17 protein-coding genes are annotated in these 19,303 nt (G+C 72.6%); 6 read left to right on the plus strand and 11 right to left on the minus strand.

The genetic code is table 11. The features are described from left to right. Positions 1 to 10: 10 nt before the first annotated feature. From ACIF80_RS12520 to ACIF80_RS12535, 4 genes are all read right to left on the minus strand, one after another. Positions 11 to 2,470, minus strand: a complete 2,460-nt coding sequence (locus ACIF80_RS12520) for a SpoIIE family protein phosphatase (protein WP_399803922.1) — start codon at positions 2,468 to 2,470, stop codon at positions 11 to 13. A 270-nt stretch (positions 2,471 to 2,740) separates the two neighbouring features. Continuing rightward, the gene (gene rocD / locus ACIF80_RS12525) at positions 2,741 to 3,967 is read right to left on the minus strand and encodes an ornithine--oxo-acid transaminase (RefSeq protein ID WP_399802944.1); all 1,227 of its coding nucleotides are present in this window, start codon (positions 3,965 to 3,967) and stop codon (positions 2,741 to 2,743) included. Continuing rightward, entirely contained in the window at positions 3,964 to 4,776 is an 813-nt protein-coding gene (ddaH, locus tag ACIF80_RS12530) for a dimethylargininase (protein ID WP_399802946.1), read from the minus strand. The genes rocD and ddaH overlap by 4 nt, the downstream gene beginning before the upstream one ends. Before the next feature lie 164 nt (positions 4,777 to 4,940). After that, positions 4,941 to 5,423: an Lrp/AsnC family transcriptional regulator gene (locus ACIF80_RS12535; protein ID WP_399802948.1), complete on the minus strand. Its 483-nt coding sequence runs from the start codon at positions 5,421 to 5,423 to the stop codon at positions 4,941 to 4,943. A 201-nt stretch (positions 5,424 to 5,624) separates the two neighbouring features. On the opposite strand from ACIF80_RS12535, the gene ACIF80_RS12540 reads away from it, so the two are divergent. The 4 genes from ACIF80_RS12540 to ACIF80_RS12555 are packed head-to-tail and all read left to right on the plus strand — an operon-like array spanning position 5,625 to position 9,695. Beyond that, complete coding sequence (locus ACIF80_RS12540) at positions 5,625 to 6,395, plus strand: LytR/AlgR family response regulator transcription factor (RefSeq protein WP_399802949.1); 771 nt, start codon at positions 5,625 to 5,627, stop codon at positions 6,393 to 6,395. A 10-nt stretch (positions 6,396 to 6,405) separates the two neighbouring features. Continuing rightward, positions 6,406 to 6,765: a hypothetical protein gene (locus tag ACIF80_RS12545; RefSeq protein ID WP_055592721.1), complete on the plus strand. Its 360-nt coding sequence runs from the start codon at positions 6,406 to 6,408 to the stop codon at positions 6,763 to 6,765. 15 nt (positions 6,766 to 6,780) lie between these two features. Continuing rightward, positions 6,781 to 8,493, plus strand: coding sequence for a cation acetate symporter (locus ACIF80_RS12550; RefSeq protein WP_399802953.1), 1,713 nt, complete (start codon positions 6,781 to 6,783; stop codon positions 8,491 to 8,493). Next, positions 8,490 to 9,695: a sensor histidine kinase gene (locus ACIF80_RS12555; protein WP_399802955.1), complete on the plus strand. Its 1,206-nt coding sequence runs from the start codon at positions 8,490 to 8,492 to the stop codon at positions 9,693 to 9,695. The genes ACIF80_RS12550 and ACIF80_RS12555 overlap by 4 nt, the downstream gene beginning before the upstream one ends. 53 nt (positions 9,696 to 9,748) lie before the next feature. Here the strand turns inward: ACIF80_RS12555 and ACIF80_RS12560 are convergent, their stop codons facing one another. The 6 genes from ACIF80_RS12560 to ACIF80_RS12585 all read right to left on the minus strand — a co-directional run bounded on the left by ACIF80_RS12560 (position 9,749) and on the right by ACIF80_RS12585 (position 16,283). Beyond that, complete coding sequence (locus ACIF80_RS12560) at positions 9,749 to 9,925, minus strand: hypothetical protein (protein WP_399802957.1); 177 nt, start codon at positions 9,923 to 9,925, stop codon at positions 9,749 to 9,751. A 13-nt stretch (positions 9,926 to 9,938) separates the two neighbouring features. After that, positions 9,939 to 11,876, minus strand: coding sequence for a protein kinase (locus tag ACIF80_RS12565; RefSeq protein ID WP_399802959.1), 1,938 nt, complete (start codon positions 11,874 to 11,876; stop codon positions 9,939 to 9,941). A 113-nt stretch (positions 11,877 to 11,989) separates the two neighbouring features. Then, a complete protein-coding gene (locus ACIF80_RS12570) occupies positions 11,990 to 12,940 on the minus strand; it encodes a cytochrome c oxidase assembly protein (RefSeq protein ID WP_399802962.1) in 951 nt (316 codons plus the stop codon). Between the two features lie 117 nt (positions 12,941 to 13,057). Further along, positions 13,058 to 14,083, minus strand: coding sequence for a 6-phosphofructokinase (locus tag ACIF80_RS12575; protein ID WP_055592500.1), 1,026 nt, complete (start codon positions 14,081 to 14,083; stop codon positions 13,058 to 13,060). Between the two features lie 189 nt (positions 14,084 to 14,272). Next, positions 14,273 to 15,001 (minus strand): type 1 glutamine amidotransferase, encoded by a 729-nt coding sequence (locus ACIF80_RS12580; RefSeq protein WP_055609394.1) that lies wholly within the window; start codon positions 14,999 to 15,001, stop codon positions 14,273 to 14,275. A gap of 43 nt (positions 15,002 to 15,044) precedes the next feature. Next, positions 15,045 to 16,283 (minus strand): MurT ligase domain-containing protein, encoded by a 1,239-nt coding sequence (locus ACIF80_RS12585; RefSeq protein WP_399802965.1) that lies wholly within the window; start codon positions 16,281 to 16,283, stop codon positions 15,045 to 15,047. Between the two features lie 149 nt (positions 16,284 to 16,432). Here ACIF80_RS12585 and def point away from each other — a divergent pair, with 149 nt between their 5' ends. Next, positions 16,433 to 17,011 (plus strand): peptide deformylase, encoded by a 579-nt coding sequence (gene def, locus ACIF80_RS12590; RefSeq protein ID WP_399802968.1) that lies wholly within the window; start codon positions 16,433 to 16,435, stop codon positions 17,009 to 17,011. Positions 17,012 to 17,108: 97 nt separating this feature from the next. On the opposite strand, the gene ACIF80_RS12595 is transcribed toward def, so the two are convergent. Beyond that, complete coding sequence (locus tag ACIF80_RS12595) at positions 17,109 to 17,750, minus strand: TetR family transcriptional regulator (RefSeq protein WP_399802970.1); 642 nt, start codon at positions 17,748 to 17,750, stop codon at positions 17,109 to 17,111. Positions 17,751 to 17,921: 171 nt separating this feature from the next. Between ACIF80_RS12595 and ACIF80_RS12600 the strand changes: the two genes are divergently transcribed. Beyond that, positions 17,922 to 19,148, plus strand: a complete 1,227-nt coding sequence (locus ACIF80_RS12600; RefSeq protein ID WP_399802973.1) for an acyl-CoA dehydrogenase family protein — start codon at positions 17,922 to 17,924, stop codon at positions 19,146 to 19,148. Positions 19,149 to 19,303: the final 155 nt, after the last annotated feature.

Below are 19,303 nucleotides of genomic sequence, written 5' to 3' on the forward strand. Positions count from 1 at the left end.
GCCGGAGGTGTCAGCCGAGGAGAAGGTCGTCCGGTCCGGTCAGCGACTGTTCGGCCCAGATGACCTTTCCGTGGGGGACGAAGCGGGTGCCCCACTGCTGGGCGAGCTGCGAGACCAGCAGCAGGCCGCGCCCGCCCTCGTCCATGGCGCGGGGATGGCGCAGATGGGGTGCGGTCGCCCCGCCGTCGTACACCTCGCAGACCAGCGTGCGCTCACGGATCAGCCGCAGCCGGACGGGGCCGGTGGCGTACCGGATGGCATTGGTGACCAGTTCGCTGACGATCAGCTCCGTGGTGAAGACCAGCTCGTCCAGGCCCCAGCGACCCAGCTGCCGGGTGGCCGTCCTGCGGGCCTCGGCCACCGCGGCCGGATCCGTCGGCAGGTCCCAGAACGCCACCTGGCCGGCGTCCAGGAGCCGGGTACGGGCCAGCAGCAGCGCCACGTCGTCGTACGGGCGGGTCGGCACCAGGGTGTCCATCACCGTCCGGCACAGCGTTTCCAGCGAGGGCGCGACCCCTTGCAGTGCCTGCCGCAACCGATCCTGGCCGCCCGCGGTCGAACCGGTCACCGTGTCGGTCAGCAGACCGTCGGTGTGCAGGGCGAGCGTGCTGCCTTCGGCCAGGGACAGCTCCCTCGCCTCGAACGGCGGGCCGCCCACGCCGAGCGGGGGCCCCGCCGGCAGCTCGACGAAGCCGGCCGCGCCGTCCGGCGACACCAGTGCGGGCGCGGGGTGGCCCGCGGAGGCCATCGCACACCGGCCGTCGACCGGGTCGTAGATGACGTACAGACAGCCGGAGCCCACGGCCTGGCCGTAGGTCCCCACCGGGTCCGAGCCTTCCTCCCGCGCGGACCGCGCCACCAGGTCGTCGAGATGCGCGAGTACCTCCTCGGGCGGCAGATCCAGCGCGGCCAGGGTCCGTACGGCGGTCCGCAGCCGGCCCATCGCGGCGGCGGCGTCGATGCCGTGCCCGGGGACCTCGCCGACGATGAGGGCGACGCGGGCGCTGGGCAGCGGGATCAGGTCGTACCAGTCGCCGCCCAGACCCGTCAGTTCGTCGGCCGGGCGGTAGCACGCGGCCACCTCGACGGCGTCCTGCTCCGGGAGCCGGCGGGGCAGCAGGCTGCGCTGCAGCGCGAGCGCCGCGTCCCGCTCCCGGGTGTAGCGCCGGGCGTTGTCCACACAGACGGCGGCGCGGGAGACGAGGTCCTCGGCGAGGTTCAGGTCGTCCTCGCGGAAGGGGTCCCTGCGGCGCCGGAAGAACACGGTGACGCCCAGGGTGACCCCCCGGGCGCGGATCGGCACGATCATCACACTCTGCAGCCCCAGCTCCAGGAACGTGGCCTCCCGGTGGCCGGGCGCGCCCCCGGTCCACCCCAGGGCGAGCGGGTCGAGCTGCTCCTGACGCCAGGACCGGCCCGTGGCCAGGCAGCGGACCGGCGGCGAACCGGGCAGATAGGAGACCGGCGTGCCGATGTCCTGGACCGTGCGCGGCAGGTCCTCGTGCACCGACCGGTGGCCCGCGCGGCGCAACGGCACCCCGTCCGTCTCCGCGAGCGGCCCCGGCGGGAGCTCGGCGCCCCACAGCACCGTCTCCAGAAGGTCCACGGTCACGAAGTCCGCGAGGTCCGGGACGGCGACGTCGGCCAGCTCCTGTGCGGTGTGCATGACGTTCAGGGTGCGGCCGATGTGCCGGCCGGCCCGGTCGAGCAGCGCGAGGCGCTGGCGCGCGCGGTGCCGGTCGGTGATGTCGACGACGCTGTAGTAGACGCCCATCGGGTGGCCCCGGTCGTCGTCGAGCCGGGTGAACGACAGCATGTGCGCGGTTTCCCGCAGCGGCGCCGAACGGGCCCGGCCGACGTGCTCGAAGTCGGTCACCGACTCGCCGGTTTCCAGGACGTGGCGCATCTGCGCCTCGACGGGTTCGGCGTCCAGGCCGGGCTGGACATCGGCGAACCGCAGCCCCAGCCGCCGCTGGGCGGGACCGCCGCCGAACTGCTCGAGCGCGGAGTTCGACCACACGTACCGCAGGTCCGTGTCCACGATCGCGAGCCCGATCGCCGATCCGGTGACCATCTGCTCCAGCATCGTGCGGCTCATGTTCCAGCCGGGGGAGCCGGCCAGCTCCGACAGCAGCACCAGCAGGGCCGAGCGGCCCTGCGGCCTCACGGTCCGCAGCACCCTGACCATGAGGGGGACCGGATGTCCGTCCCGGTGCCGGGCCGTCATCAGGCCCGCCCAGCCGTCGTCGGCCCGGCAGCGCCCGAGCAGATCCGGCACCCGATCGGCGTTCTCGGCGGTCAGGAGATCGGACAGCTTTCCGCCCACCGCCTCGGTCGCCGTGTACCCCAGCAGCCGCTCGGCCGGCCCGGTCCAGTTCGTCACCACGCCCTGCGGGTCGAGCAGCAGGGGAGCGGCGTCGGACACGTCGAACCCCTGCCGGGCAACGTCCGGCTCACCGTGTCCGCTCACGTGTCCGCCCACGGCCGACCTCATCCGTCGCTGGGAGTGGTCCTCCACCTCTTGACCCCATCTTCACCCGGAAACCGGACCGGGGGCTCCCTGGGCGAGGCCCGGCCCGGCGAACAACGGGAGGACGGGCAGACGGGGGACGGAGACTGGCCCGTCCGCCCGTCCGCCCGTCCGCCCGCCCGTCCGCCCGCCCGTCCGCCCGTCCGCCCGTCCGCCCGTCTTCCCGTCCGTCCGCCGCGGGCCGGGCAGGACCCGGGAACGAGCCGAAGGTCAGCCGCCCTGGCCCAGCACCTTCCCCAGCGTCTCCAAAGCGTCCCGGAGCTCCTCGCCCCGGACGGTGAGCGGCGGGGCCAGCCGGATGGTGGACCCGTGGGTGTCCTTGACCAGGACTCCCTCCCGCATCAGCCGCTCACTGACCTCACGGCCGGTGCCGAGCGCGGGGTCGACGTCGACGCCCGCCCACAGTCCGCGCGAGCGGAAACCGACGACGCCCCGGCCGACCAGGGACTTCAGCCCGCCGCGCAGCACCACGCCCAGTTCCGCCGCCCGGCGCTGGAACTCGCCCGTCTCCAGCAGTTCCACCACCGCCGTGCCGACGGCCGCGGCCAGCGGATTGCCGCCGAACGTCGAGCCGTGCTCGCCGGGGTGCAGAACCCCGAGCACCTCACGCCGGGCCACCACCGCCGACACCGGGACGATGCCGCCGCCCAGTGCCTTGCCGAGCAGCACCATGTCCGGGACGACCGACTCGTGGTCCACGGCGAGTGTGTGCCCCGTGCGGCCGAGCCCCGACTGGATCTCGTCCGCGACGAACAGGCACCCCGCGCGGCGCGTCAGCTCCCGCACGCCCGTCAGATAGCCGTCGTCGGGGATGTTCACCCCCGCCTCGCCCTGGATCGGCTCGATCAGCACCGCGGCCGTCGTGTCGTCGACCGCCGCCTCCAGCGCCGCCAGGTCGTTGTACGGGACGACCCGGAAGCCGGGGGTGAAGGGTCCGAAGCCGGCGCGGGCGGTCTCGTCCGTCGAGAAGCTGACGATGGTCGTCGTCCGGCCGTGGAAGTTGTCCGCGGCGACCACGATCGTCGCCCGGTCGGCCGGGACGCCCTTCACGTCGTAGGCCCACTTGCGGGCCACCTTCACCGCGCTCTCGACCGCCTCCGCGCCGGTGTTCATGGGCAGCACCATGTCCAGCCCGGTCAGCGCGGCCAGCCGCTCGGCGAACTCGGCGAGCCGGTCGTTGTGGAAGGCGCGCGAGGTGAGCGTGAGCCGGTCCAGCTGGCGGTGTGCCGCCTCGATCAGCGCGGGATGCCGGTGGCCGAAGTTGAGCGCCGAGTAGCCGGCCAGCATGTCGAGGTAGCGGCGGCCCTCCACGTCCTCCACCCATGCGCCCTCCGCGCGGGCGACGACCACGGGCAGCGGGTGGTAGTTGTGCGCGAGGACCGGCTCCTCCGCACCGATCAGCTCGGCGGACGAACGGGTACGGGCAGCAGTGGTCATGAACGGATCTCCTGAGTGCAGCATTTGATCCCGCCGCCCGCCTTGTGGAACTCGGACAGGTCGACGGGGACGGGAACGTAACCGCGCTCGGCGAGCCGCGCGGCGAGGGCCGTCGCCCCCGGGGAGACGAACACATGGCGTCCGTCGGAGACGGAGTTCAGGCCGAAGGCCATGGCGTCCTCGCGGGTCGCGGTCACCGCCTCCGGGTACAGCCGGGCCAGTACCTCGCGGCTCCCCGGCGAGAACGCCTCCGGGTAGTACGCGATGTTCTCCTCGTCCAGCGCGAACAGCGCCGTGTCCAGGTGGTAGAAGTACGGATCCACCAGCGTCAAACCGATCACGGGCACCCCGAAGAACTCCTGCGCCTCGGCGTGTGCCCCGCGGGTGGTGCGGAACCCGGTGCCGGCGAGGATCCAGCGCCCGGCGGGAACCAGGTCGCCCTCGCCCTCGCACACCGACTCGGGACGGTGGACGTCGAAGCCCTCCGCCTTGAACCAGGTCTCGTACGGCACGGACTCGGGGCGCCGCTCGGGCGCCAGGAACAGGGAGCCGAGGACACGGCCCCCGACGACGACCGCCGCGTTCGCGGCGAACACCATGTCGGGCAGGCCGGGGACCGGTTTCACGCTGTCCACGGTATGACCGTGGGCGCGGTAGACGTCGACCAGCGTGCGCCACTGGCGCTGGGCCAGGGCGAGGTCGACGGGACGGCCGGGACGCATCCAGGGGTTGATCGCGTACCGCACGTCGAAGTGTCCGGGATCGCAGACGAGGTAGCGCCGTCGGGACGGCACACGGGCATCGGTCACAGAGGGGTGCCTCCGCTTCCACGCGGTGTCATCAGGGGTACGTCCACGGTAGGAAGCGACCGGGCCGGGCGACAAGGAACATGAGGTGCGCGCTCACGCAGTAATGCTGCGTATTCCGACCGCTCCGCGCACGACTGCTGCGCCTCGGGTGGGGTCCGTGAGCCCTACGGGGCCGGCTGGCTCGCGCCCGCCTCCGGACTCTCCGGTATCAGATGGGACAGCACCATCACACTGATCGTCTTCCGGATGAACGGCTCCGCACGGATCCGCTCCAGCACCTCCTCGAAGTGCTCCACGTCCCGTGCCCGCAGATGCAGCAGCGCGTCGGCGCCCCCGGTCACCGTCATCGCCGCGGCGATCTCCGGATGGTTGCGCACCACCTCCGCCAGCCGCCGGGGCGGCGCCGCCCCCTCGCAGTACACCTCGACGTACGCCTCCGTCCGCCAGCCCAGCGCCGACGGCCGCACCGTCGCCGTGAACCCGGTGATCACGCCCGTCTCGCGCAGACGGTCCACCCGGCGCTTGACCGCCGTCGACGACAGGCCGACCGCCGTGCCGATCTCAGCGAAGGACGTCCGGGCGTTCGCCATCAGCGCGGTGACGATCTGTCGGTCGAGCTCGTCGAACGGCGCGGGCCTGCTGCTCATACCCGCACTGTAACCAGCACCGGCCGGCCTCCGCCGTCACGCGGCGACCGTCCCCGCCCGCACGCGGCGGCCGGTGCCGGTCGCGGCGGTGCCCGTACACCGCCCCGGGTCCGCGGGGCGGCCCGAAACGCCCCCGGCCGACGGGAAAGCCCACGTCCGAGCCATGTCCAGACGTGGCAATCCCCCTTAGACTCCACCTTCATGCTGCGCGCCCTGGCCGTCGACGACGAACGCCCCTCGCTGGAGGAACTGCTCTACCTGCTGCACGCGGACCCCCGCATCGGCAGTGCCGAGGGCGCCGGCGACGCGACGGAGGCGCTGCGCCGCATCAACCGCGCCCTGGAGTCGGGGCCCGACGGGCCCGAGGCCATCGACGTCGTCTTCCTCGACATCCAGATGCCCGGCCTCGACGGACTCGACCTCGCCCGGCTGCTCGGCGGGTTCGCCCGGCCGCCGCTGGTCGTGTTCGTCACCGCCCACGAGGACTTCGCCGTGCAGGCCTTCGACCTCAAGGCCGTCGACTACGTCCTCAAGCCCGTCCGCAAGGAGAGGCTGGCCGAGGCGGTCCGTCGCGTCGTCGAACTGCGCGCCGCCGCACAGCGCGGCAGCGCCCCGCGCATCCCCGTGCACGAACCCGACCCGGACCACATAGCCGTCGAACTGGGCGGGGTGACCCGCTTCGTCGCCGTCGACGACATCACGCACGCGGAGGCCCACGGCGACTACGCCCGCCTGCACACCGACCGGGGCAGCCACCTCGTCCGCATACCGCTGTCCACACTGGAGGAACGCTGGCGCTCGCGCGGCTTCGTCCGCATCCACCGCCGCCATCTGGTCGCCCTGCGCCACATCGGGGAACTCCGCCTCGACGCGGGCACCGTGAGCGTCCTGATCGGCTCCGAGGAGCTCCAGGTCAGCAGGCGGCACGCCCGTGAACTGCGGGACCTGCTGATGCGCCGGACCACGGGCTAGGGGGGAACGCGTGCCCCAGGACCCGACCGAACGCCGCGTGGTCGTCACCGGCCCGCCCCGCCGCGCCCGCCGCTCCTTCGGCTACTACCGCCCGCGCACCGAGATCGACGAGCAGACCACCCTCGGCCACACCTACGTCCGTTCCCTGATGCGCATCCAACTGCGCACCGGACTGACCGTGTTCGCCGTCCTCGTCCTGCTCATCGGCCCCCTCCCGCTGGTCTTCGCGGCCGCCCCGGACGCCCGCAGGCTGGAGTGGGCGGTCCTCGGCTTCGGGCTCTACCCGCCGCTGGTCCTGCTCGCCCGCTGGTACGTACGCCGCGCCGAACGCAACGAACGCGACTTCGTGCGGCTCGTCGAGGACCGCTGAGGGAACGCAGCCGCCGTGAATTCCAGTTACGCCGTTCCCGCCGTGGCCCTCGTCGTCCTGGCGACCATCCTCGTCGGCGCCTTCGGCCTGCGCATCTCCCGCACCACCTCCGACTTCTACGTCGCCTCCCGCACCGTCGGCCCGCGCCTGAACGCGGCCGCCATCAGCGGCGAGTACCTCTCCGCCGCGTCCTTCCTCGGCATCGCGGGCCTGGTCCTGGTCCAGGGCCCCGACATGCTCTGGTACCCGGTCGGCTACACCGCCGGCTATCTGGTGCTGCTGCTGTTCGTCGCCGCCCCGCTGCGCCGCTCCGGCGCCTACACGCTGCCCGACTTCGCCGAGGCCCGGCTCGCCTCGCAGGCCGTGCGGCGGCTCGCGGGCGCCTTCGTCGTCGGCGTCGGCTGGCTGTACCTGCTGCCCCAGCTCCAGGGCGCGGGGCTCACCCTGACCGTGCTGACCGGTGCCCCCGACTGGCTCGGCGGAGTGATCGTCGCCGTCGTGGTCACCGTCATCGTCGCCGCCGGCGGCATGCGCAGCATCACCTTCGTGCAGGCCTTCCAGTACTGGCTCAAGCTCACCGCCCTGCTCGTACCCGGACTGTTCCTGGTCCTCGCCTGGCAGAGCGACGGGGCGCCCAGCCACGCCTTCGACGAACCCGCCACCTTCCGGGAACAGCGCGTCGTCCGCGTCGACGACACCGTCGACCTGCGGATCACCGCACCGCTGGCCGTCACCGTGGACGGCACCGTCGACGGCCGCGAACACGACGGCACCGAGGTCCGCCTGCCCGCCGGCACCCACCGCATCGACGGCGGCACCCGGCTGACCTTCGCCGAGGGGTCCGAGGTCCCGGCCGCGGGACGCGGCGCCGACGACGCCCTCTCGCCCTCCCGCGCCGAGTCCCGCGAGGAACGCCCGCTGTACGCCACGTACGGGCTGATCCTCGCCACCTTCCTCGGCACCATGGGCCTGCCGCACGTGGTGGTCCGCTACTACACCAGCCCGCACGGCGTCGCCGCCCGCCGCACCACCGTCGCCGTCCTCGGCCTGATCGGCGCCTTCTACCTGCTGCCCCCGGTCTACGGAGCCCTCGGCCGTCTGTACGCCCCCGAGCTCAGCCTCACCGGCGACGCGGACGCCGCCGTACTGCTGCTGCCCGGCCGGATGTTCGGGGGAGTGGGCGGCGACCTGCTCGGCGCGCTGGTCGCCGGGGGCGCCTTCGCCGCGTTCCTGTCCACGGCGTCCGGGCTGACCATGGCCGTGGCCGGCGTGATCACCCAGGACGTCCTGCCCTCGCGCGGCGTGCGGCACTTCAGGCTCGGCACGGTGCTGGCCATGGCCGTTCCGCTCCTGGCCAGCATCCTGGTCGGCGGTCTCCCGGTGGCCGACGCCGTGGGACTGGCCTTCGCCGTGTCGGCCTCCTCGTTCTGCCCCCTGCTCGTCCTGGGCATCTGGTGGCGCCGGCTCACCCCGCCCGGCGCGGCGGCCGGCATGCTGGCCGGCGGCGGCTCCGCCTTCCTCGCCGTCGCCGCGACCATGGCCGGCTACCCGGGCGAGGGCGCCTGGCACGCGCTCCTCGCCTGGCCCGCCCTGTGGTCGGTGCCGGTGGGCTTCCTCACCATGATCCTGGTCTCCCTGGCCACCCCCGGCCGGGTGCCGCCCGGCACGGCGGCGGTGCTCGCCCGGTTCCATCTGCCGGAGGAACTACGGACGGAGGTGTCCAAGTGAGTGGATTCCTGGCCGGTCTGTGCGTCGCCGTCCTGCCCCTGCTGGCCGCGGGCTTCTGGCTCGGCCGGCGCACCGCACGGCCGCCCGGACTGGCCGGCCTCGGCACACCCGTCGAGCACGCCACCTTCGAGACCCTGCACACCGCGTCCCTGGCCACACCCCCGCTCCGGGCCGGACTGACCGAGGAGGCCGCCGGCCGGTCCGCCCGCAAGCTGCGCTCCCTGCTCGGCACCGACGCCCTGTGCCTCACCGACCGCGAGCAGGTCCTCGTCTGGGACGGTGCCGGCGCCCATCACCGCACCGAGATCATGGAACGCCTGACCGGGCCCCTCGACTCGGGCCGCGGCGAGGCCTTCCCGCTCACCTGCGACATCCCCGACTGCGCGGTGCGCTGGGCCGTGGTCGCCCCGCTCACCGTCGACGACCGGGTGCACGGCGCCCTCGTCGCCTGTGCGCCCCGCGAGTCCGCGGTCCTGGTCCGGGCGGCCGGAGAGGTCGCCCGCTGGGTCTCCGTCCAGCTCGAACTCGCCGACCTCGACCAGTCCCGCACCCGCCTGATCGAGGCCGAGATCAGAGCGCTGCGGGCGCAGATATCCCCGCACTTCATCTTCAACTCCCTCGCCGTGATCGCCTCGTTCGTGCGCACCGACCCCGAGCGCGCCCGTGAACTGCTGCTGGAGTTCGCCGACTTCACCCGCTACTCGTTCCGCAGGCACGGCGACTTCACCACCCTCGCCGACGAGCTCCACGCCATCGACCACTATCTGGCGCTGGTCCGGGCCCGCTTCGGTGACCGCCTCTCGGTCACCCTGCAGATCGCCCCCGAGGTGCTCCCGGTCGCCCTGCCCTTCCTCTGCCTGCAGCCCCTCATCGAGAACGCCGTCAAGCACGGACTCGAGGGCAAGGCCGACACATGCCGCATCCAGATCACCGCGCAGGACACCGGCGCCGAAGCGCTCGTCGTGATCGAGGACGACGGCGTCGGAATGGACCCCGGCCTGCTGCGCCGCATCCTCGCCCGCGAGGTCGACCACACGGGCGGCATCGGCCTGTCCAACGTGGACGAACGGCTCCGCCAGGTGTACGGCGACGACTACGGTCTCGTCATCGAGACCGCGGTCGGTGCCGGCATGAGGGTCACCGTCCGGCTGCCGAAGTACCAGCCGGGCGTGCACCTGACGGGCCGGCTCACACCGAAGTGAGCCGGCCCGTCAGGTGCGGACCGCCGACGGCCCGGCCACGGACCGCGGGCGGCTCAGGCGCTGCGCGTGGCGACCATGGCGAGGGTGATCAGCCCCAGGACGACCCAGCCGAACCACAGCCATCCGTTGCTGCCGAGCGCCGCCGTGTAGGCCGTCACGACGACGAGCCCGCCGACGGTGAGCACTCCCATGGTCTTCGTCGAGGTGGAACCGTTGCTGGTATCGGGCATCGCGACACCCTCCTCATGGCTCGGTTCCCTCCATGGTGCCCCCGTTCCGCCTTTTTACGGTGCACACGACGACGTGGGCGCCCGTTTCCCAGGACCGCTCACCGGTCCACGACCCGGCCTCGTGGACGGACGGGTCGAAGCCGTAGTCACGCGGAGGAACGTCACGGGCACACGCCGCGTCCGACACCCCGCGCGCCTCGGCGAGCGTGACGTCCTGGCCCAGCCGGGTGAATCCGAGGACCTGCTCGTCGTACCGGCCGCCGCACGGCACCAGCAGGGCCCGACGCCCCGGACGCGCGTCCAGGCAGTCCCGGCGCTGCATCGGCACGGTGTCCGCGAACGCCGTGCCGAACGGGCGCCGGTCGCCGAGCGGCCCGTACGACGGCCCGCGCGCCCCCAGGACCAGACAGGCGGTGCGCCGCCCGGCCCCCTCGAACCCGTCCGGGACCGGTACGACGGCGAGCGGGCGCACCGCGGCCATACGCCCGCGGAACTCCCGCGTGGCCTCCTCGCACCGGGCCGGACCCAGCTCCCGCGCCTCCTCGGCGGAGGAGGCCCCGACGAACCCCACGACCTGCCCGTCGACCTCCCGGCCCGCCGCGCCCGCACAGGCCGGTTCGACGCTGAGCCGGGGCACGCCCGCAAACCGGCGGCCACCGGGCCAGACGGCGCGCACGCAGTCGCCCCGCTCGAGCGGCTCGGCGAGCCCCACGGCATCTCCGTACGGCGTCGTCGCCACCCCGCCGTCGTCCGTCCGGTCGGCCAGCGCGTACCAGGCACCCCCCAGGGCCAGCACCACCCCGAGCCCGACGGCGACGGCGGCCCGCAGGACGGGGTGGCGCGGGCGCTGGTGCGTGGGGACGGTCCCGGCCGCCGGAGGACCCGCACGCCCCGCAGGTGCCGCACGTGCGGCGGGACCCACGGGTCCAGTGGCCCCCACGAGGTCATTGGCTCCCCCGGGTCCTGCGGTGTCCGTGGGGCCGGCCGTGCTCGTGGGAGTTCCTGTCGTGCTCCCGGGCGGGCCCGACGCGGCCCAGGGCGGCTGGGAGCCCAGGTCGGTGGGCGGCCGGGTGTACGACTCCGTCTGCGGGGTGACGAGCCGCGACAGCTCCGCCTCCAGCACCCGCGCGGACGTCCGCCGCCCGGGATCCTTCTCGAGCAGACCCCGCAGCACCGGCCCCAGGGCACCCGCCCGCACCGGCCGGCACGGCTCCTCCGTGACCACCGCCGCGATCGACGCGAGCGGCGACTCCCGCTCGAAGGGGCCGTGCCCCTCCACGCCGTGGTACAGCGTGCAGCCCAGGGAGAACAGGTCGGCGGCCGGCGTGGCCGGGCTCCCGGTGGCCCGCTCCGGCGCCAGCCAGCCCGCGGTGCCGACCACCCCCGACGCCACGGTGTACCGCGTCTCACCGGTGTCCGGTTGCACGGAGATGCCGTAGTCGGTGAGCAGGACCCGCCCGTACGGGGTCCCGGTGCGGTCCGGGGCGAGCAGGATGTTCGCCGGTTTCACGTCCCGGTGCAGTACGCCCCGCTCGTGACCGGTGGCCAGCGCGTCCAGCACGGCCAGCCCGATCCGGGCGCACTCGGCGGGGGCGAGCGGGCCGCGCCGGGTGACCAGCTCCCGCAGATCGACGGCGCTCGCCACGTACTCCATGACGATCCACGGCAGGCCTTCGTGCTCCACGACGTCGTGGACGGTCACCACATGCGGGTGATCACGCAGACCGGCCGCGTGCCGGGCCTCCGCGCGGGCACGGGCGACCCTGGTCTCCCGCTCCTGACCGGGCTCGGCCGGATCGTGGAACACGATCTCCTTGAGGGCGACCTCGCAGGCGAGTCTCTGGTCGTGGGCCAGCCAGACATGCCCCATGCCACCCCGGCCCAGCCGGTGCAGCAGCACATAGCGGCCGGCGACGACCCGGCCCGCTCCCGACGACGCGCGCAGTGCCATGACCGCTTCCCCCCGGCGGCTCGCCCTGACGGCTCATGCTACTGAAAGGCGGCACCCTTCAGGTGAATCGGGGAGAAAGTGAGCGAGGGGGAGAGAAAGTGACCGAAAGGGAATCATCTACCCGGCGTGTGCAGTGAGGTCAGATAGGCGTTGTACGCCTCGAGTTCCTTGTCCCCGTCGCGGTCCGCGGCCCGGTCGGTGCGCCTGGCCTGCCGCTGGTCCGAGGCGTACCACTGGAACAGCAGCGCGATCAGCACCAGCACGGACGGGATCTCGCTGAACGCCCAGGCGATACCGCCGGCCGCGTTCTGGTCGGAGAGCGCGTCGATGCCCAGCGAGGCCGGCGGATTCTGGAAGCTCGTCACCATCGGGGTGGACGCCATCATCAGCGCGATGCCGAAGAACGCGTGGAACGGCATGCCCGCGAACAGCTCCAGCATCCGCATCAGGTACCCCGGCCGGTGCGGGCCCGGGTCCACGCCCATGATCGGCCAGAAGAAGACCAGGCCGACGGCGAGGAAGTGCACCATCATCGCGATGTGCCCCACCTGGGAACCCATCAGGAAGTCGAACAGCGGGGTGAAGTACAGCGCGTACAGGCTCGCGATGAACATCGGGATGGTGAACAGCGGGTGGGTGACGACCCGCATGTAGCGGCTGTGCAGCAGCATCAGCAGCAGTTCGCGCGGCCCCTTGCGGCCGCGGGCGGCCGGCGGCAGGGCGCGCAGCGCCAGCGTGACCGGGGCACCGAGCAGGATCAGGATGGGCGAGACCATGCTGATGACCATGTGCTGCACCATGTGCACGCTGAACATGACCATGCCGTAGTCGTTCAGCCCGGTGCACATCATGAGCCCGATGCTCAGCACGCCGATGAAGAACGACACGGTCCGTCCCACCGGCCACTTGTCGCCCCGTCGCATCAGACGGACGACCGCCCAGCCGTACAGCGCCAGCCCCAGCAGGCAGGCGACGAGGAAGAAGGGGTCCGCCGACCAGGCGAGCCCTCGCCCCAGCGTGAACGGCGGCAGATCCATGGTCGTGCCGTGCCCGCTGTGATCCATCCGCCGGCTCCGTTTCGTGGGGGTTGTGCGCCGTCTGTCCGCACCAGAGTAGAACCGCCCCCGGCCGCGACTGCGACCGGGGGCGGTTCTCCTCAGCGGCTGCCGGAACGGCAGGTGCTACAGGACACACTCCGCCTCGGCGTAGCGGGCGTCGGGCACCGTCTTCAGCGTCTCGACGGCCTCGGCCAGCGGCACCGTCACGATGTCCGTCCCGCGCAGCGCCGTCATCCGCCCGAACTCCCCGCGGTGCACGGCCTCCACGGCGTGCCAGCCGAAGCGGGTGGCCAGCACCCTGTCGTACGCGGTCGGCGTCCCGCCGCGCTGGGTGTGCCCGAGGATCACCGGACGCGCCTCCTTGCCGAGCCGCGTCTCCAGTTCCACGGAGAGCTGGCGCGCGATCCCGGCGAACCGCTCGTGGCCGTAGACGTCCTTGCCGCCCTCGTCGAAGTCCATGGTGCCGGCCCGCGGCTTGGCGCCCTCCGCGGCGACCACTATGGCGAACCGCTTGCCCGCGGAGAACCGCGCACCGACCTTCGCCGTCAGCTCGTCGATGTCGAAGGGCCGCTCCGGTACGACGATCGCGTGCGCGCCGGCCGCCATGCCGGAGTGCAGCGCGATCCAGCCGGTGTGGCGGCCCATGACCTCCACGATGAGCACCCGCTGGTGGGACTCGGCGGTCGTCTTCAGCCGGTCCAGCGCCTCGGTCGCCACACCGACGGCCGTGTCGAAGCCGAAGGTGACGTCGGTGACAGCGATGTCGTTGTCGATGGTCTTCGGTACGCCCACTATCGGCAGGCCGTTGTCCGACAGCAGCCGGGCCGCCTTCAGCGTGCCCTCACCGCCGATCGGGACGATCGCGTCGAGGCCGAGCTCCTGGACGTGCCCCTTGGCCCGCGCCACACCGTCCCGCAGATGCTCGGGACGCACCCGGGAAGAACCGAGGATGGTGCCGCCGCGGGCGAGGATGCCGCCCACCGCGTCGAGGTCGAGCTTGAGGTAGTCGCACTCCAGGAGGCCCTTCCAGCCGTCCCGGAAGCCGATGACCTCGTCGCCGTGGTCGACGACCGCGCGATGGACGACGGAGCGGATGACGGCGTTCAGGCCGGGGCAGTCGCCGCCGGATGTAAGGACACCAATGCGCATAGCCCGAAACAACCTTCTAGCCGTGGGCCGGGACCGGACCGCGTCGTCCGGCTCGATCCCCGCCACCCTAGCGGCACCGAGGGGTGGGGTCGAAGCACGCGTCCGCCTACTGGACGACCCCGCTCACCTGTGCGGGCCAGCTGTCAGACGGGCCGGAGGGCACCGGCCCGTCCGACGCGGTCGCGGGTGTCACGCGGGCTGCTGCGAGGCCGCGATGCGCTCGCCCCGCAGTGCCTCGTACCAGTGGTCGTCGGTCGGCGGCAGCGCGTTGACGTCGAGCGCCAGCTTCAGCAGCAGGTCCGCGATCTGCGGGTTGCGGGCCAGCACCGGGCCGTGCATGTACGTGCCGAACACGGTGTCGTTGTAGGCGCCCTCGGTGCCGTCCCCCGTGCCGTTTCCGTTGCCGAAACGCACCCGGGCGAGCGGGCGCGCCGTCGGACCCAGGTGGGTGACGCCCTGGTGGTTCTCGAAACCGGTCAGCGGCGGCAGGCCCAGCGGCGGGTCGATGTCGCCCAGCACGTCGCCGACGCACCGGGCGCCCTCGCCGCGCACCGAGACGACGTCGAGCAGGCCGAGGCCGGGCTCCCGCTGGCCGAGGTCGTTGATGAACTCGTGGCCGAGGATCTGGTAGCCGGCGCACACGGAGAACACGATCGCGCCGTTGCCCACCGCCCGGTGCAGGCCGCCGTCCCGGCGCAGCCGCTCGGCGGCGAGCCGTTGCGGACGGTCCTCACCGCCGCCGATCAGGTAGATGTCGCCGGACGTCGGGATCGGCTGGTCGCTGCGCACGTCCAGCCGGGACACGTCGAGGCCACGCTGCCGGGCCCGGCGCTCCACGACGAGCACATTGCCCTGGTCGCCGTAGGTGCTCAGCAGGTCGGGGTAGATCCATACGATCCGCAGACCGTTGTCGCTCATGAAGTCACTGTCCTTGTGAGTACGTCGCGATGCGTCGCCGGCGTCAGTTGCCGACGCGGCGGCGCAGGTCCTGGAACGCGGTGTAGTTGGCGATGACCTCGATCCGGCCGGGCGGGCACAGCTGGAGCGCCTGGTCGAGGTCCTCGCAGACCTGGAACTGCTGGTTCGCGACCTCGAGCCGCACCGCGAGATCCAGCTTCCGGTCGCCGAGGACGACGATCGGGTGGCCGGTCAGCCGGGTGTAGTCGACGTCCCACAGCCAGGAGGTGTCGGTGCCGTCGGCGGAGCGGGCGTTCACCGAGAGGATCACCGGGGTGGGCGGCGGGTCGATGAGCGAGAACGTCTCCAGCCAGCCCGCGGGGTTCTTGGCGAGCAGCAGCCGCAGGTCGCGCCCCTGGTGCTGGACGACGTCGTACCGGCCGGCGACGGCCTGCACCTGGTACATGCGCTCCAGGGCGACCTGCGGGGGCACTCCGAACACGGCGGCGACGGCCGCGGAGCTCGCGGCGTTGGCCTTGTTGGCGCGGCCCGGCAGCTGGAGGTGGATCGGCCAGGCGGAGCCGTGCGGGTCGAGGACGTGGTCGCCGGAGAGCGCCCAGCTCGGGGTGGGCCGGCGGAATCCGCACTCGTTGCAGAACCAGTCGTCGCCGGGGCGCTGCATCACGCCGCCGCAGGACGGGCAGGACCAGGCGTCGTCCTTCCACATCTGGCCCGCGGCGACCCAGATCACGTTGGCGGAGGAGGACGCGGCCCACACGACCAGCGGATCGTCGCAGTTGGCGACGATGACCGCCTTGGAACCGGCCAGGCCCTCGCGCCAGTTCTCCGCGAGCATCCGGGTCTCGCCGGCCCGGTCGAGCTGGTCGCGGGAGAGGTTGAGCAGGGCGATGCACTTGGGGTCGGTGTCCCGTGCGACGCCGGCGAGGTACTTCTCGTCGACCTCGATGACGCCGAACTTCGACTCCGAGCCGCCCGCGAGCGCCGAGGTGATGCCCGCGGGCATGTTGGCGCCGAGGGCGTTGGACACGACCGGTCCGGCGGCCCGCAGGGCCTCCGCGATGAGCCGGGTGGTGGTGGTCTTGCCGTTGGTCGCCGACACCAGGATGCAGTCCAGGTTCTGGGCGAGCCGGGCGAGGAGATCAGGGTCGAGTTTGAGTGCCACCCGGCCGCCGATCACCGAACCGCTGCCGCGCCCCGCAGCGCGTGATGCCGCTGCGACCGCCCTGCCGGCGGTCACGGCCAGCTTGGCCCGCGGCGTGAGCGGGTCCGAGTTGCCTGCCATCAAGTCTCGATCCTCCTTGCGTACGCGCCGCGCCTGTGGCTGACGGCCACGTGGTGTGAACCTCAGCCTATCGAGATCCATTCGCACTCCAGAACCACGTCACCACCCATGAGACGGGCGTTGCTGCAAAGGACCGTACTCTGACCGCCATGCGAGACGGTTCCATCCCCGGTGTCCACGGTCGCGTCCGGCCCCTCACCCTGCTCGGCGACCCGTTGCTGCACGCACCCTGCGAGGAGGTGACCGACTTCGGCCCGGAACTGGCCCGCCTCGTGGAGGACTTGTTCGCGACGATGTACGCCGCGCAGGGTGTGGGCCTGGCCGCCAACCAGATCGGCGTGCCGCTGCGGGTGTTCGTGTACGACTGCCCGGACGACGAGGACGTCCGTCATCTGGGACATGTGGTCAACCCGCGGCTGGTCGAGACGGACGGGGTGGTGGTGCGCGGCCCGGAGGGCTGTCTGTCGCTGCCGGGCCTGGAGGCGGGGACGGAACGTCACGACCACGCGGTCGTCGAGGGCCGCACGGTGACCGGGGAGCCGGTCACCGTGCACGGCACGGGGTTCTTCGCCCGGTGCCTGCAGCACGAGTGCGACCACTTGGAGGGCCGCGTCTACGCCGACCGCCTGACCGGCTGGCGCCGGCGCAGGCTCGACCGCCAGGTGCGGCGGGCTTCCTGGAACGGGCGGGACCGAGGGGCGGGCGGTGCTGCGGAGGCAGGGGACTGAGGGAGCGGGCGGGGACGGACAGGGACGGGGGCGGGCGGTCTCCTGAAGCGGGGCGGGCCCGACGGGGGCAGCCGGGCCCGCCGGTGCGGGCCGGGGCTCAGAACCCCGGGCCGCCGACCCGGTCGCCCGCCGCCGCCAGCCGGCCCCACAGCAGGTCGGCCAGGCTGCGTACCAACTCCGCCCGGGAGCAGGGCCGTTCGCCGAGCCACCAGTCGCCGGCCGCGTGCATCATGCCGACGATCCCGTGCCCCCACACGCGGGCCAGTTGCTGACTGCCGGGCCCGAGGTCCAGCCGCTCCTCGATGACCTGGGCCAGTTCCTCGCCCATGCGCCGCAGCAGCGGCGCCGAGTGCTTGCCGACGTCGAAGCCCTGGTCGCCGGGCGAACCCTCCGCCGGGTGCATCAGGAACCGGTACACCTGGGGACGCAGCTCGATCGCCGCGAGATAGGTGTCCAGGGTGTTCTCGACCCGCTCCCGCCGCTCCGCAGGGGCGTCCAGCGCCGCCCGCAACGAGGACAGCAGGGCGTCGGTGTGCCGCTGGGCGAGGGCGGCGTACAGTCCTCCCTTGTCACCGAAGTGCCGGTAGAGGATCGGTTTGGTGATGCCCGCCTCGGCGGCGATCGCGTTCATCGAGGCATGCGGGCCCTCGCGCAGCACCACCCGGTCGGCGGCCTCCAGCAGCTCGCGCCGGCGGCGGTCGGCGGACCGCTGCTGATCGGTCCGCTGTGTGGTGTCCATGATCTCTCCCCACCCCTGCTGATTCGGTGACGCCTGCGCAAACTAACACTGACGGTGTGACCAGCGGCGAACGGGATGACGGGGGCCCGGGGGAGTTGACTTTTCCTACCAGCCGGTAACAGACTCTGGTTACCGCAAGTAACACGCATGTGCGTCGCCGCTGGAGGGGACATGGCCGAGTTCACCATGGAGCTCAACGATGAACAGAACGAAGTCCGGGAGTGGCTCCACGGCTTCGCCGCCGATGTGATCCGCCCCGCGGCCGCCGAGTGGGACGAGCGCGAGGAGACTCCCTGGCCGGTCATTCAGGAGGCCGCCAAGGTCGGCATCTACTCGCTCGACTTCTACGCCCAGCAGTACTTCGACGCCACCGGCCTCGGCATCCCCATGGCGATGGAGGAACTGTTCTGGGGCGACGCCGGCATCGCCCTGTCGATCGTCGGCACCGGCCTCGCCGCTGTCGGCGTCCTCGCCAACGGCACCGAGGAGCAGATCGGCACCTGGATCCCCCAGATGTACGGCGACGTCAACGACGTCAAGGTCGCCGCCTTCTGCTCCTCCGAGCCCGACGCCGGCTCCGACGTCGCCTCCATGCGGACGCGTGCCGTGTACGACGAGGCCAAGGACGAGTGGGTGATCAACGGCACCAAGACCTGGGCGACCAACGGCGGCATCGCCAACGTCCACGTCGTCGTCGCGGTCGTCGACCCGGAGCTCGGTTCCAAGGGCCACGCCTCGTTCATCATCCCGCCGAACACCCCCGGCTGCTCCCAGGGCCAGAAGTTCAAGAAGCACGGTATCCGCGCCTCGCACACCGCCGAGGTGATCCTGGACAACGTCCGTGTGCCCGGCTCCTGCCTGCTCGGCGGCAAGGAGAAGCTCGACGAGCGCCTCGCCCGCGCCCGGGAGCGCGCCAAGCAGGGGGGCGAGCGCGTGAAGAACGCCGCGATGGCCACCTTCGAGGCCTCCCGCCCGGCGGTCGGCGCCATGGCGGTCGGCACCGCCCGCGCCGCCTACGAGGTCGCCCTGGAGTACGCGCAGACCCGCGAGCAGTTCGGCCGCCCGATCATCGACAACCAGGGCATCGCCTTCCAGCTGGCCGACATGCGCACCCAGATCGACGCCGCCCGCCTCCTGGTGTGGCGTGCCTCCTGGATGGCGGTGAACGGCAAGCCGTTCACCGCGGCCGAGGGCTCGATGTCCAAGCTGTACGCCAGCGAGACCGCCAAGCAGGTCACCGCCCAGGCGATTCAGATCCTCGGCGGCAACGGCTACACGCGTGAGTACCCGGTGGAGCGTATGCACAGGGACGCCGCTATCTACACCATTTTCGAGGGCACGAGCGAGATCCAGCGTCTGGTCATCGCCCGCACCCTGTCCGGCATGCCCATCCGCTAGGCGTCGCAAGGGGCTGAGGCGGGGAGCGGGGCCGGGGCGGCGGGGGGGGGACCCCCCCCCCGGCGGCCGGGTCGCGGTGGGCTGGCTGGCGGCCGCCGCGGTCTGGGCCGCGGACCACCCCCAGCACGCGTTGTCCGCCCGCCCCCGGCTGACGG

Origin of the sequence: Streptomyces sp. NPDC085927, assembly GCF_044540975.1 — a bacterium.
In the GTDB taxonomy this organism is placed as follows: Bacteria; Actinomycetota; Actinomycetes; order Streptomycetales; family Streptomycetaceae; genus Streptomyces; species Streptomyces hirsutus.